Origin of the sequence: Flammeovirga sp. SJP92 (assembly GCF_001583495.1) — a bacterium.
Classification (GTDB): Bacteria; Bacteroidota; Bacteroidia; order Cytophagales; family Flammeovirgaceae; genus Flammeovirga.
In genome coordinates this window covers 41354-55795 of record NZ_LQAQ01000019.1, presented here as the reverse complement: position 1 = coordinate 55795, position 14442 = coordinate 41354, and the positions used below count along the sequence as shown (strand labels likewise).

General features: G+C 34.6%; 14 protein-coding genes. 8 read left to right on the top strand and 6 right to left on the bottom strand.

Annotated elements, in window-relative coordinates; translation table 11 throughout:
* The first annotated feature begins 34 nt into the window (after positions 1–34).
* Entirely contained in the window at positions 35–1189 is a 1155-nt protein-coding gene (locus tag AVL50_RS05435; protein WP_062615472.1) for a 2-isopropylmalate synthase, read from the top strand.
* Between the two features lie 999 nt (positions 1190–2188).
* On the opposite strand, the gene AVL50_RS05430 is transcribed toward AVL50_RS05435, so the two are convergent.
* Positions 2189–2935: an STAS/SEC14 domain-containing protein gene (locus tag AVL50_RS05430; protein WP_157491155.1), complete on the bottom strand. Its 747-nt coding sequence runs from the start codon at positions 2933–2935 to the stop codon at positions 2189–2191.
* Positions 2936–3154: 219 nt separating this feature from the next.
* Here AVL50_RS05430 and AVL50_RS05425 point away from each other — a divergent pair, with 219 nt between their 5' ends.
* The 4 genes from AVL50_RS05425 to AVL50_RS05410 all read left to right on the top strand — a co-directional run bounded on the left by AVL50_RS05425 (position 3155) and on the right by AVL50_RS05410 (position 6502).
* On the top strand, positions 3155–4408 hold the full coding sequence (locus AVL50_RS05425; protein WP_157491154.1) for an NAD(P)/FAD-dependent oxidoreductase: 1254 nt from the start codon (positions 3155–3157) through the stop codon (positions 4406–4408).
* Between the two features lie 234 nt (positions 4409–4642).
* Positions 4643–5206, top strand: a complete 564-nt coding sequence (locus AVL50_RS05420) for a DUF2911 domain-containing protein (protein WP_062615469.1) — start codon at positions 4643–4645, stop codon at positions 5204–5206.
* Between the two features lie 386 nt (positions 5207–5592).
* Positions 5593–6234: a hypothetical protein gene (locus tag AVL50_RS05415; protein WP_062615468.1), complete on the top strand. Its 642-nt coding sequence runs from the start codon at positions 5593–5595 to the stop codon at positions 6232–6234.
* A gap of 16 nt (positions 6235–6250) precedes the next feature.
* Positions 6251–6502: a hypothetical protein gene (locus AVL50_RS05410; protein WP_062615467.1), complete on the top strand. Its 252-nt coding sequence runs from the start codon at positions 6251–6253 to the stop codon at positions 6500–6502.
* A gap of 97 nt (positions 6503–6599) precedes the next feature.
* Here AVL50_RS05410 and AVL50_RS05405 read toward each other — a convergent pair whose 3' ends face one another.
* The 5 genes from AVL50_RS05405 to AVL50_RS05385 form a co-directional block, all read right to left on the bottom strand.
* Positions 6600–8753, bottom strand: a complete 2154-nt coding sequence (locus tag AVL50_RS05405; protein WP_062615466.1) for a T9SS type A sorting domain-containing protein — start codon at positions 8751–8753, stop codon at positions 6600–6602.
* A gap of 96 nt (positions 8754–8849) precedes the next feature.
* Positions 8850–9119, bottom strand: a complete 270-nt coding sequence (locus AVL50_RS05400; protein WP_062615465.1) for a ribbon-helix-helix domain-containing protein — start codon at positions 9117–9119, stop codon at positions 8850–8852.
* Positions 9120–9139: 20 nt separating this feature from the next.
* A complete protein-coding gene (locus AVL50_RS05395; RefSeq protein WP_062615464.1) occupies positions 9140–9907 on the bottom strand; it encodes a ParA family protein in 768 nt (255 codons plus the stop codon).
* Positions 9908–10130: 223 nt separating this feature from the next.
* The gene (locus AVL50_RS05390) at positions 10131–10775 is read right to left on the bottom strand and encodes a TMEM175 family protein (RefSeq protein ID WP_172826770.1); all 645 of its coding nucleotides are present in this window, start codon (positions 10773–10775) and stop codon (positions 10131–10133) included.
* Positions 10776–10892: 117 nt separating this feature from the next.
* Positions 10893–11501, bottom strand: a complete 609-nt coding sequence (locus AVL50_RS05385; protein ID WP_062615462.1) for a TetR/AcrR family transcriptional regulator — start codon at positions 11499–11501, stop codon at positions 10893–10895.
* Positions 11502–11769: 268 nt separating this feature from the next.
* Between AVL50_RS05385 and AVL50_RS05380 the strand changes: the two genes are divergently transcribed.
* The 3 genes from AVL50_RS05380 to AVL50_RS05370 all read left to right on the top strand — a co-directional run bounded on the left by AVL50_RS05380 (position 11770) and on the right by AVL50_RS05370 (position 14261).
* Positions 11770–12399: a DUF4251 domain-containing protein gene (locus AVL50_RS05380; protein WP_082795678.1), complete on the top strand. Its 630-nt coding sequence runs from the start codon at positions 11770–11772 to the stop codon at positions 12397–12399.
* 140 nt (positions 12400–12539) lie between these two features.
* Positions 12540–13271 carry a gliding motility-associated ABC transporter permease subunit GldF gene (gene gldF, locus AVL50_RS05375; RefSeq protein ID WP_062615460.1) on the top strand — a complete coding sequence of 244 codons (732 nt, stop codon included), beginning with the start codon at positions 12540–12542 and terminating at the stop codon, positions 13269–13271.
* A 9-nt stretch (positions 13272–13280) separates the two neighbouring features.
* Positions 13281–14261 (top strand): polyprenyl synthetase family protein, encoded by a 981-nt coding sequence (locus tag AVL50_RS05370; RefSeq protein ID WP_062615459.1) that lies wholly within the window; start codon positions 13281–13283, stop codon positions 14259–14261.
* Positions 14262–14442 lie beyond the last annotated feature (181 nt).

Sequence of the window (14442 nt, the reverse complement as noted above, 5' to 3'; positions counted from 1 at the left end):
TATAACAGACACCTTTCAAGAAGTGTTTAAGCCTATGAACGATAAAGTATTTATTTTCGACACAACGTTGCGAGACGGAGAACAGGTACCAGGGTGCCGTTTGAATACAGAGGAGAAGTTAGTTATTGCACGTGCTCTCGAAAATCTGGGCGTTGACATTATAGAGGCGGGTTTCCCGATTTCAAGTCCTGGTGACTTTGAAGCAGTAAATAGAATTGCGAGAGAAATTAGAAACTCGACGGTCTGTGGTCTAACAAGAGCGGTAAAAAAAGACATTGAGGTTGCGGCAGAGGCATTAAGACCTGCTGCAAAACCAAGAATTCATACAGGGATCGGAACATCCGATCAGCATATCTTCACTAAATTGAGATTAGACAGAGATCAAGTGATCGAAAGAGGAGTTGCAGCAGTGAAGTTAGCCAAAACTTTTGTAGAAGACGTGGAGTTTTATGCAGAAGATGCAGGAAGAACAGATAATGTCTATTTAGCTCGAGTCATAGAGGCTGTAATCGCAGCCGGGGCCACAGTGGTAAACATCCCAGATACTACAGGATATTGTATTCCAGAAGAATACGGAGCTAAAATCAAGTTCTTAAAAGAGAACGTTAAAAATATTGATAAAGCAATCATTTCTACACACTGTCACAATGACTTAGGTATGGCAACAGCCAACTCTTTAGCAGGTGTAAGCAATGGTGCTAGACAAATTGAGTGTACAGTAAATGGTATCGGTGAACGTGCCGGAAACACTTCAATGGAAGAGGTAGTGATGGCAATGCGCAAGCACAACATGTTGAACTTTGACACTGCTATTCACACTCAAAAGATCTATGAGATCAGTCGTTTGGTTTCAGGAACTATGAACATGCCTGTTCAGCCAAACAAAGCGATTGTTGGGGATAATGCATTCTCACACTCCTCTGGTATTCACCAAGACGGTGTAATTAAGAGTAGAGATAATTATGAAATTATCGATCCTGCAGAAGTTGGAGTTTCTGAATCATCGATTGTATTGACAGCAAGAAGTGGTAGAGCAGCATTATTCTATCGCATCCAAAAGTTAGGTCATACGTTAGATCACGACGCTTTAGAGGAGGCTTACCAAGCTTTCTTGAAAAAAGCAGATACAGTGCAAACTGTAGAAGATGAGCATCTTGAAGAATTACTTCAAGTGCTTAAGGTTGCCTAGTGCAGCCCTTAAAGAGAATTTATGTTTATATGTGTTTATATATGGTTAAAAACCATTTATGGTTAGTATGTGGTAAGTGCGGCTTCCGATTGGAGGCCGTTCTTTTTTTGTCCAAACTTTTGAAGGTGTAAAACAAGGAGTCTACAGCAGATGAAGCTTTCGTTCCTTGTTTTGAGTTCTTTTATGATTAATAAATAGTTTTGTATTGTGGTACACGAGGGCGTTGCAATACAGCACCTCTATAGAATGATAAGAACAATATTACTTTTAAAGCAATAGAAATAAGTTTATAGAATACTTGATGATTTCTCCTCATTTCATTCTAATTAATAGAAAACCTTTCCTAAAAACGTTAAAATAACACTTGTGTAATTGCTGTACTTTTTCTCTTCCAGCACAGCTAAAAAACTGTGTTCTCAAAAAAAATCTTTGATTAATTCTAACTTTTTATAAAATATTACTCTTTTTCCATGCAGATTGTGAAGAGTGTTGTTATGTTATTTGTAAATAAATAGTGCTTTTTGTAGTGATTTTTTAATAATAAGTATCATTGAATGGTGAATTATATAAAATATATAAAAACTGATTTTTAGCAGTTAGGTGTATGGTTAAAAAAAGCATTGAAAGGTGTTCATATCCCATAAATTGCTCTTAGGAAACTCTCTACATTTGTAATGTACAAAAACAAAAAATATGTATTTCATTTCATACTAGATAGATTTATTGATAATAATAACAACAACAATCGGAATTAATGTAACAGTAATGTTCTCATACTTTTTGCCATGTAAATAGTTTGAAGCGTTTATTAAAAACGTGTTTTTATTCCAATTCAATTATTTATTAACTTATCATCAAAATTGTTCCAACATAAGTATTACCAATAATGACACTCTTCAAAATTTGAAGGGTGTCATTTTTTATATCAAAATAAAAGGCCAGCGTAGTGTGTTACAACATTGACCTTTCTTTTGACAGTACTTGGGTATCATTTTATCCTTACATATTCAGCCAAGTCTTTGCTCGCTCTTTTTCGCTTTCTTCAAAGTGTTCCATATTAATACCCGGCGTGAAGATATCTCCAATTCTAACAAGGAAATCCATCCACTTACCACTGTTGACTATGGCCACCTTTTTAATGTCTGAATAATATTTAATTCCTGTTTTAAAATCATCCCACATGGCTAAGATATTGCTGTATCCTTCAAAACCAGCAAATTCCATATAAAGGTTCAGAGGTTTTCCAGAATTGATTTGAGCAGCAAACTCACTATCAAGGCCAATGTATTCTTGAGGATTGATTTTTCCAGTAAAACGGTAAGCAAGGAAGTTGTCATTTTGTTCCACTTCAATTTTATGAATACCAGGAACAAATGCCTCTTCTTTTTGTAATAGCCAAACTAAAGCATCATCACGTTCTTCTGTCTTAAACATTTTAATAGGGATATTGGGAATCATAAAATCCATCATGCCAGATACTTTTTGCATCCATTCTGTATTGCCCACAAAAGCATATTTCTCAAGGGCTTTGATGGCCATTCCTTTTGCTTTTAGAATATCAAAAAAAGCTTTAAAATCTTCGATGCCACCCATGGCTTCCACTTCACCAAGAAGCTTTATTTTTCCATTTTCATTCTTTTTTTCTTCTAATGCTTTGAAAAATTCTTGAAGTCCTTCATCATCAATTTTACCGTTAATAGTGAAGCCAATGACATTTGAGCCTAGTGTTGAATTAATTTTTATCATATTTTTTTCTTTTTTGGGATTTAAATACGCCTTCAAGTTCAATTTGTTACGTTTAAATTAGTAATAATCACTGAATATATTCTCCCCAAGGAATAAAAAGACAGAAATTGATATTTCGTGATTTCTTTTTGATAAAATAGAACGTACTACGATCAAAATCACTTTTTATATAGTAGTGATTTGAGTATTTTCGATGTAGAAGAAAACCAAATAAATCATATGAAAGTAGCAGTAATTGGAGCAGGAATATCAGGCTTGTATGCCGGTCATATTTTAACGGAGTTAGGTTATGATGTTTCACTTTTTGAAGCTTCGAATAGAATAGGTGGTAGAATTGCCACTCAAACAATACATGAACGTTTGTTTCTGGAAATGGGTGCTGCTGAAATACATGGCAACAGAAGTGTTATTTTTGAAATGTTGAAACACTTGGATCAAAAACTGGAGCCTATTGCAGGAAATGAGTATGTATGGTATGATCAAAAACTAACTGACATTGATGAGGCAGAACGACTTCCAGATACATTGCAGAAATTATTGGATTATTTTTATTCCATAGAAGAAGAGGAATATGATGGTTCTATTTTGGACTCTTTAAAAGAGAAAGGAATCTATCATCCTAATTTGAAATTTATTATAAGAGGAATGCTCAGTGAGTACAGTGCTCACGTAGAAAAAGTGCATGCTTCTACATTAGGTGAAGAGGAGTGGCGTTGGTCTTCTGGGGATAAGAATTATTTTAGCTGGGGAAAATACAGTGCTGCAGTCACTTATTTTGAGCAAAAATTAAAAGATAAAATACAGCTGAATACTCCTATTGTAGATGTGAATTATGAAGGAGATCAGGTGAGTATATTAACACAAAAAGGAGAAACACTTCCTTTTGATAAAGTGATTGTAAGTGTTTCTTTAGGCGTTTTGAAAGAGAAGAAAATCAATTTTACTCCCGCACTTCCAGCTGAAAAGCAAAAAGCTATAGAAGATATTGGTTTTGGAAAGGGACGTAAACTATTTATTGAATTTTCTGAGGCTTTCTGGGAAGGCGATTTAGTAGAAATTATTGGAGGAAAAAAATGCCCTAGCTATTTAGTCCGACCTTCTAACCCTAAACATATTGTAGCTTATTTGATGGGTGAAGCATCAAAGGAATTGGATCAGCTGGAAGATGATGAATTAGCTGAAGTTTTGTTAAATGATTTACAGGAAATTTTCCCACACGTTGAAGTGATGTCCATGTATGTCAGTCATCACGGAAAAGATTGGACCAAAGATCCATTTATTAAAGGGACCTATTCTTATTCCACGAAGGGAACACTGGAAGGAAGAGAAAATTTAAGACATCCAATTAGCAATAAAGTGTTCTTTATTGGAGAAGCTTGTAGAACCAACGGACATAGTGCAACGGTGCATGGTGCCATGGAAACGGCGGAAGAATTAGCGAATAATTATTTTCCCGATCTAAAGAGTGTATGATTTTTGCGTAATCACTCATACATATCTGAACTGACGTTTTAAGAGAAGAGGAAGGAGTGATAAAGAAAGTGATGTTTCGTAGTACAGTATGTAAAGCAGCCATCACTTTCTTTATTACTCTTTTTTTCATAGTGCTTAAAATACTTAGTTCAGAAAGTGTAAAACTTGATGTGAAAAGAAGTACAACCCTTTTTCATCAAATGTGCCATCTATGTTAAATACTAAATAATAGCTATGCGTAAAATTTTTGTTATTGTTTTAGGTGTTCTTTTAGGATTGGGGATTTTAGGATATTTCGGTCAGAAAATGATGATCTCAGAAACAAAGAAACACAGCCCGGAAATGGAGCAGAACTTTGTGGATGGAGACACTAAAATTGATATTCATTATTCATCTCCTTATAAAAAAGGAAGGGTAATTTTTGGAAACCTTGTGCCTTACGGTCAAGTATGGAGAACTGGAGCCAATGAGCCTACGACATTTAAGACAAATGTTCCTTTGAATATAAATGGTAAAAATTTACCAGCAGGAAAATATACTCTATGGACTATTCCAGAATCGAAAACATGGACAATTATCTTCAATGATAAACATTATAATTGGGGAGTTAGCTTTGGAGGGAAGGCAAGCAGAGATGAAAACTTTGATAAAGTGGTCATTGAAACGGATGTTATTTACAGTGATAAGACCATGGAAAGCTTGAGAATCTGGATCGAAAAAGGTGATAAATCAGATGAATATAACTTGAAATTAGGCTGGGATCAGACTTTAATTGAAGTTGATGTAGACAAAGCATAATAAAAATAATTAAAGGCGGTTTATGCTTTTAATTTGTATTACATAATCGTAAAAAATGAGGCAATCTTTGTATGGAATTGAATAATTCTGATGGGATTGCCTCTTCTTTTTATCATTTTACAAAAGTATTGTTTAACTTATAGTAAAGAAGTACCAAGACAAATTTAATTCAGACACTATTCTTGTTATTGTTTCACAGTTATTACTGTCAAAAAATTGAATCGACTAAACATTACAGTTGTGTGTTTTTAGTGTGACATTCATGAAAAATTAATGGAATAATTACTAATAAATTATTTTTGACTTATTACTTCAGTAATAGTTCATAACTTTGCTATTGGATTCTATAAACGAAAAAATTATTTCATCCATCTAATAGAAAAGTAATGACAGCAGCAAAGATCACTTTAGAAGAATATTTGAACGGAAAAGAGGTAACATTTAAAAGGTTGCCGAAGTTTTTTAAAGAAGGCTCTAGAGTGATGGGAGCAATGTGGGAAGCCATTGAAGGGATAGAGGAATTTCAAGAAAAGGGAGACCCCTCTCAAATTTTCATCACATTGTTTTTTGAAGAGGAGACTAATAGTATTTTAATACAGGAAACAAGATACGCCATGTCATCTCTTTTTGAAGTGAAAGTAAAAGGAAATCATGTAACAATAGATATATTGGATTTTGTTTCTGCGCTGAGAAAATTTGCTGGGAAATTACCTGTTGAAAAAGACCCAATTCCGGAGATATTGGAATTTATCCTTTACTCTTCTTATTACGGATACAATCAAAAAGAGGCTGATGATGTTGCAACTCGCATTGTCAATGCTGCTTACCTTAGCGGAAGAGGTGAAGTAGATGAAAATGACTTTTATGATATAGTAGACGCCTTGTATGAGCCGCCAAAAGAGTTCTTTGTTGATAAATATATGGATGAAGACGTATTGGAAATCATTGAGGTGCAAGATACAGTTTATGACAATTTACCGTCAGTGCTGTGGATTTTAAGAAAACATTTAGTCCAAGATAGACATTAACTCAAGACAGAAGACTATGGTTGAATTATCAAAGAAAGACAAGTATTTAAGCTTAACAATCGCTGACCTGCTTATTAATGATCAAGGAATTCAGTCCGAAGATGAGGTGGAACAGTTGCCCAAAGAACATATTGTTAGAATGTTGGATAAACTACAGGAAGGAAATGAGTCAAAAGTAGTCATTACAGATACTTATTTGCATACTTTTAAGGCCATCTTGAAGTTTGATGTAGCTTATTTATTACGTTCCAATCGCTGTTGTTCATAAACTGATTATGAAAAACAGCGATTTATTCACATTTCTTTTATTCAAAGTCTGATTCTACCATGGTTTTTAGGGGAGAAGCTTAAATAAGTGTGAATAACTATTGAACAAGTAGCTTCTTTGTGAATAACTTTCCATTTTGACTTTTCAACTGAACGATATAAACACCTTTCACCCAATTTTGTGTTGATAACTTAATTTTTGAGAGAGGTAAAAGTTTTCCCTGTGTAATTTGAGAAGACTGCATTGATAATACTGTATAATCCAATAGTTCATCACTCTTATTCTGTAAAGTGGCATCGGAGTGGGTCGGATTAGGATAAATCGTTACATTCAATTGAGCAGAAGGTAAAGGGAGAATACTTGTTGGAGATTCATGAATTCCAATATTCGATAACTGTAATCCGCCTCCTTCAGATCCTGATATAATATAATTTCCAATCTTAGTTCCTGACGTTTTCTTTCCTAAACTTATAGCTTGAAAAGCATTGGTTGAAGGATCAAAAAGTACTTCTTTCTGATAGTTATTTTCTGATACGTTATTGTATCCTCTCCAAATTCTAGGCAGGCCTCCTTCATCAAATACAAGTAAGTCTTCACTTCCATTATCATCAAGGTCTTCTATCAGTAAATTAGGGTATTTTCTTAATAAATCTGCTTCAATTTGCGGGAATAAATTATCACTACTTTCTTCAAAAGATTGACTGTCAGTTTGTAGAAATGTTTTTAATTCTCCATTAAATGAGCCAATAATAATATCAATAAGGTTATTTTTATTTATGTCATACATTGAAACGCTCTCTTCTGGTCGATGACTGACGAGTTTAGAGGCATTATCAAATAGTGCTTTATTATCATCAATCGGTATTAAATAAACAGCCGCTTCATTAGAATTTGGAGTTCTGGCACTGACCAGTAATTCCTTAGAACCATTGTTGTCATAATCCACTAAAAAAGGAATAATATCAATTTTACCCCAATCGGATAGCGACAGGTAATCTCTATTTACCACTTCAAAACTTGGGTTTTCATTTGAACCTGTATTGCGTAAATAGGCAATACTGCCGCCAAAGCTTTCAAGGTTTTCGCTAAAAGAGTTTCTATACCCGACCAAAAGGTCAAGGTTGCCGTCTTGGTCTACATCGACAGCAAAAGGTCTGCTTCTTTCTCCAAAATCCAAGGTTTGAAAGAGTTGAGATCTTTTGTATTCCCATTCTTTTGTACTGTTGTTGAAAGCATACATCCATGTACTGTTGCTGAAATCAGTTTGATCACCTTCATTGGATGTTAAATTTGGAGAAATCAACATTTCCTTCTCGTTGTCTTTTGTGAAATCAACAAAAAAGGCGGCTGGAAAAATAGGGATACTGACAGGATCTTGGCTTGGGAAATTGGTGATACTCTCATTGAAAAGCGGAGCGTCGTTGTTTCCTTTGTTCGGAATAGCAACTAGGTTGGAACAACTCATTTCGCCAATTAAAACATCACCCAGTCCATTTTTATTAATATCGTAAATAGTCACAGCAGAACCAAGGTGCATTATTCTGTCATTGGAAGAGCAGTTCTGATCATCAAAAATATAAGTGGCACAATCACCACATTCGTGAAAATCACCCCAATTGTTAGTGACTTTTTTATATGTCGGAGCACCTTGATCATTTAGCCCAACATGCTGATGATACTCAATAGATCCACCCACAGAAGGTACAAAAGTGAAGAAATCTAAAGCTCCATCATTATTAATATCATAAAAGGCGGGAGTGTCTAAAAGTGATGATAAAAGTGGAACTGCAGCACCTGAAAAAGAAGTAGTTTCTATTAATAACCCATTAGTAGAAAACGCAAATTGATTGGAACCTGAATTGTTTTTATAAAAATAAATGCCGTCTTCTTCTCCAATGATTAAGTCTTTTTTACCGTCACCATCTAAATCTTGTAAGTGTATCCAGAAACGGATAGATGAAGGGAAGAAAGATAAAAACTCGGGTGTATATACCCACTGTGCTTCTTGGTATTGATAAGGTAAAATTCGTCGGCTTGTTCGGTCAAAAAGAATCAGTTCATTTTTGCCGTCTAAGCTTAAATCTATTTCAAAAAATTGAACAGCATTGATACCGCCGTTCCAAGGATCTGCGATGCTGTTTCCATTTTCATTAATGGTGATGTTTTGTTGTAATGTTAGTCCAATATGCTGACTCCATGAAAAGTTTGTAAAGGAAAGGATTAGAAGTAATGGAATTAATTTTTTGATCATAAGGGTTGCTCATTAGATTTAATTAGTAAACAAGTAAGAGGTACACATGAAGAGGAGTATTATTTCTTCCCGCTTTCTTTATACCTCTTCCTTCATCTATAAATCTACTTGAAAATCTAGATAGAAACTAATTGCTTCGTGAATAATTTCCTCTTCTGTTCGTCCTTCTTTTTGAGCAAGTGCAGTAATCTTTTTTTGTTGTGCATCAGTTAGCCCTAGTGTTGGACTTTTCGGAGAAGGAGGAATAACTTTTTCTTCTTTTTTTACAGGTTCTTTCTGAGGAGTCTGGGGAGTGGTATTACTTTTTGAAATAGGAGATCCTCCTAAAAGAGAATCCAATCCACCAGAGAAATTTTTCTTTGCCATAATGAGTAAGTAGTAAAGGTTTATGCGTTGATGACTGTTCTTTCAAGTACTTCCTGAGCTAAATCCCAGTAATCTTTTGCCCCGTTGCTTTTAGGGTTGTACCTGAAAATATTGGTTTGTTTTGATGGAGCTTCCGCCAACGCAACATTTTCGCGAATAACTGTTTTGAAGAGCTTGTCTCCAAAGTGTTTTGTGATCGCTTCTCTGACGTTTCTATTCAATATTTTTCTCTGATCGTATTGTGTAATAAACACACCACCTATTTCTAAATCAGAGTTCAAACGCTGTTGTACTTTTTCAATCACTTCCAGAAGCTTTGTTAAGCCTTGAGTGGCTAAAAACTGTGCTTGAAGTGGAAAAAATACTTGATTTGATGTGGTAAATGCATTGATGGTTAAAAGCCCTAAACTTGGAGGACAGTCAATTAAAATATAATCGTAGTCTTCTTTTACTTTATTAATGTATCCTTTCAAAATAAACTCTCTTCCGGCTTCCATGCTTAGTTCTAATTCCGCACCAGAAAGGTCCAATTCAGAAGGAATCATATGAAGATCCAATTCCAATTCTTGAATAGCATCTTCAATAGTTGATGCTCCTCTAAGAAGTTTGTATACACTGTTTTCAGGTTCAAATACACCAAGAGATTGACTTAAATTGGCCTGAGGATCCATATCAATCATCAACACCTTCTTTCCAAGCTGATGAAGACCTGCGCCTAAATTGACGACCGAGGTGGTTTTTCCAACACCTCCTTTGTGGTTACTGATAGATATGACTTGTGCTGACATTGTTAGTGATTTTATTAAATTAAAAAATTGTTACTACTGAATTATATCTTATTAAAATTAAGTACTAAGCCAAAAATAGTTAATAATTAATTTTTAATTATTTTTTGTGAGAACAACGTGAAAAAACGTATGAATAGTGGTTCTATTAATCGTTTTTTTTTAGGCAGTAATCGCAAAACAATAATTAGTATTAAATAATTTTGTCTTGATACTTATTAAGCAATTAACGTGCTTTAGTGCTTCTGTATTCGATCCATTTTGTTCTTAAAGCATAAATTACAGGAACAAGAATATAGGGAACCTGAGCATAATCGATATAAAAATAGGCAACAATCATTGAAATAAGTGCCAATAAAGGTTCCATCCATTTATCTTGACTTATTTCGTCTGCAATTTCTTTTTCTAAAGGCTCTTTCAACAGTCGGTCATGATGTGTTGCATACCGCCATGACGAGTAGGAGAAAATGCCAATGACAATCACATTAACGCTGTACAGGAAAATTGCAGCGTAAAAATCTGGAAATGCTGTTGCTAAACTATTAGAAAATGGAAGTAAAGCCACAAATGCTAATGTGATAATGTCTAACCACATGTATATACTATCGGCACCTTTCATTAAGCGGGTGGTAGTGGTATGTTTCAGCCAATACACAGCCAAAAGTATAAATGTAGTAAGGTAAATACCCAATATAGGTAGTTGATTAGATAACGCATTAAGCAGCTGTTTATTACTCTCAATGCCATCGATTGCTGAAAAATCAAATGCTAGAAGCAACATCGTCATGGAAGTGGCAAAGATGATATCTGAAAGTCGATTGATTCTAAAGAGCCAGCTTTCAGAGACAATTGCAGGTTTTTTGTTTTTCAAAGACATAGCAGAGAATATAATGTTGTTGTCAGGTTAATGGATAGCGTAGGGTAAGGGAGAGTTGAGTTAAGAGTAACGAGGTGGTTTACACTCGGTACTCTTGCCTCATATGTTGAATTATGGGAGCAGCATCTTTTCAAGATACAGATAACTGAATTCAATTATTCTCTTTTGCTGATGATCATTGTAATTTGAAACTCCTTTAGTAGGTTCAGTAATGATTATCCTTTCTGATCTAATGATATAATCGTTTAATGCATTGACTAGAAAACCAACAATCAGCTCTGCATCTGCCTCTTGATTGTAAATTCCTTTGTCTTTTCCTTCTTCAATTTTTTCCATAAAAAGAAGGTTGATAATATTGGCCAATTCATCGTTTTTAGTGATCACATCTTCTCTGATTGCCATCATTTCCTCCACATTCATAATTCGTGCGAGGTCTCTGTTTTCAAACGCAATTTTAAAGAACTTCAATAAGGCTAACTTCAAAAATTCAATACCTTCTTTATCAGAGTTGTTTAATTCTGTGACAACAGCATTTATTTGCTTAGAATAATTAGTAATGATTTCTTTTAGTAAATTTTCTTTCGATCCAAAATAATAATTGATCATTCCTTGGCTTACTTCAGCTGTTTGTGCAATATCTCTAGTGCTTGCACCATCAAATCCTTTTTGGGAAATTAATCGGGTTGCTACCTTGAGAACGTGTTCTCTATTGTTCTTCATAATTATAATTTAATCGTATGAATAATTGCTATGTAAAGTTACATATCTTGCTCAAAAAATAAAGTGAAAAAACTATTTCGTTGTTGGAATAGTTTATATTTGTGAGAATTCATTTAACTATGTTATGAAAAACTATAACTATACAATTAATTGGTTATTTTTCGCAACAATAATGAATAAAATTAAACCTGATTTCCTTCAGTGGAGGTGTGTTTAATGGAATTCATACCTAATTAAATAACTCAATTCCTTTATTTAAATAGTTACTATGAAAAAGATCTTATTCAATGTTTTTGCATTACTCATAATAGTGATGTGCGTTTCAGTAACGAACTCTTACGCTCAAGAAACTGCTGAAAAACCTTTGACAGAGAAAGAACAGCGAAAGCTAGCCAAAAAGAAGGCAAAGGAAGAGCGGAAGAAAGCAAAGGAACTAGCAAAGAAACAAGCAAAAGCAGAAGAACAAGCACGGTATCAAATGGCATTTGAAGCGATGAAAGGACAAAATTTTGTGCTTCAAGCCAATCAGGTGTATGATCGATATGGTAATATTGCACAGGTGACTAACACCATCAACTTCATTAAAATGGAAGGTGAAACATGTGTGGTACAGTTGGGATTTGAGGGAATTATAGGGTTTAATGGTGTTGGTGGAATCACTTTAGATGGTAAAATATCAGAACTCAAAGTGACAGAAAATGAACATGGAGGTTTGCAGTTGTCTTTTAATGTGCAAGGTTCAATGATGCAGGCATCAATTCGAATCAATTTGAATGGTGCTGACAATTGGGCCGATGCAACAGTAAGGGCACAAACCACAAATACTGAAGTGAGGTTTAGAGGAAATGTTATTCCTTCTAATCTTTCAAATGTATACCAAGGTGCAACTCCATATTAGCATCAATATATAGGGATAGATCTAAATGTGTCTACCCAAATCAGGAACAGGTCATGTCGTCTATCCAAAACGGGAACGGACGTCATTTCCTATTCAAAATGGGAATGAACATAAGCGTCATCTCGCAAATTTTTTTATTTATGTGGCAAATTTTTCAAAGAGAATTAAGTAGTTTTTTCAGTGCGGTATTGGGGTATCTAGTAATGGCCGTATTTTTAGTAATGATGGGAATGTTTGTTTGGGTTTTCCCTCAAACAAGTATTTTGGAAGGACGTTTTTCCACATTAGACCCATTATTTAATGTAGCCCCTTATGTGTTCATGTTTTTGTTGCCGGCCATAACGATGAGAGGTTTGGCAGAAGAGAAGAAAACAGGAACATTAGAATTGCTTTTTACAAGGCCACTAACCGACTTTCAAATTATTGGAGGAAAGTTTTTTGCCGCTTGGATGACCGCTATTCTGGCACTAATTCCAACGGTGATTTATTATTATTCGGTGTATGAGTTGGGAGCACCAAAAGGAAATATTGATACAGCAGCCGTTTTAGGATCTTATATAGGTCTTGTATTTCTGGCAGGTGGGTTTGCATCCATTGGCGTGTTTGCTTCCTCTATCACTTCAAGCCAAATCGTTTCTTTTATAGTGGCGGTCGTTTTTTGTTTTATATGCTATGATGGTATTTCATCAGTGGCCTCAATTCCTGCTTTGGGTGATTATGCTTACAGTATTGGTTTATGGGGAATTGATTTCCATTATAGATCATTAAGTAGAGGATTAATTGATTCTCGTGATATTCTATATTTTTTTAGTTTAATTGGAATCGCCTTAAGTCTGGCAAAATTATCTATTGGCAGCAGACGCTGGGAATAATTATAAAAGATGACATCATTTGATATAAAAGAAGCAGGTATACTACTTGCCAAAGAATTAGAGAAGAAAAGGTTTGGAGAAACACCAGAGAACCTTTACGAACCTTTACGTTACATTTTATCTCTTGGAGGGAAGAGACTTCGCCCGGCATTAACCTTATTAGGTTGTTATGTTTTCGATGAGGATTTTGAAAAAGCTATGGAACCGGCACTTGGGGTAGAAGTATTTCACAACTTTACTTTGATGCATGATGATATTATGGATGAAGCTCCACTGAGAAGAGGGCATACTACTGTTCATAAAAAATGGAATCCGAATATTGGTATTCTATCCGGTGATGTCATGTTTGTGAAAGCATATGAACACATTATTAAAGTGGAGGATAGTATTTTAAGGTCTGCCATTGAGTTGTTCAACAAATGTGCAATTGAGGTCTGTGAAGGACAACAATTTGATATGGACTTTGAGGAAAGAGATGAAGTAGGTGAGGAAGAATATATCAATATGATCCGTCTGAAAACGGCTGTTTTGGTAGGTTTCGCATTACGATTAGGAGCATTGATCGGAGGAGCATCAGATGAACAATCAGCGGTGATCGAAGAATTTGGTGTTAACGTGGGGCTTGGTTTCCAATTGAATGATGATATTTTGGATGTGTATGCTGATCAAGATAAATTCGGTAAGCAAGTTGGAGGTGATATCATTTCTAATAAGAAAACATTAATGCTGATCAAGGCTTTAAAACAAGCAGAAGGGAAGGATGCAGAAGAGTTGAATTATTGGTTGCATGACAATAATACTGATAAGGCTGAGAAAGTAAAAGCCGTTACAGCAATTTATGACCGTTTGGGCATTAAACAAATGGCTACAGACAGAGCTAATGAGTATTTTAATAAAGGTTACAAAGCCTTAGAACGATTAGACGTTACTGAAGATAAAATCGAGTTATTAAAGAATTTTGGTATCTATTTACAGAATAGAGATCATTAATAGAACTAAAAATAATTCTTGACAATGTTTGTTTGTATCTTGTTAAGAGTATTGTGAATAATCCTGAATAGCTGTGGCTGTTTGGGATTTTTTTATTGTAATATCTTTTATATTTAAATCGACTGAGTTAGCTTTAGAAATAATTTTGTGATTCAATCTATACAAACTTTTACTTTAAAAA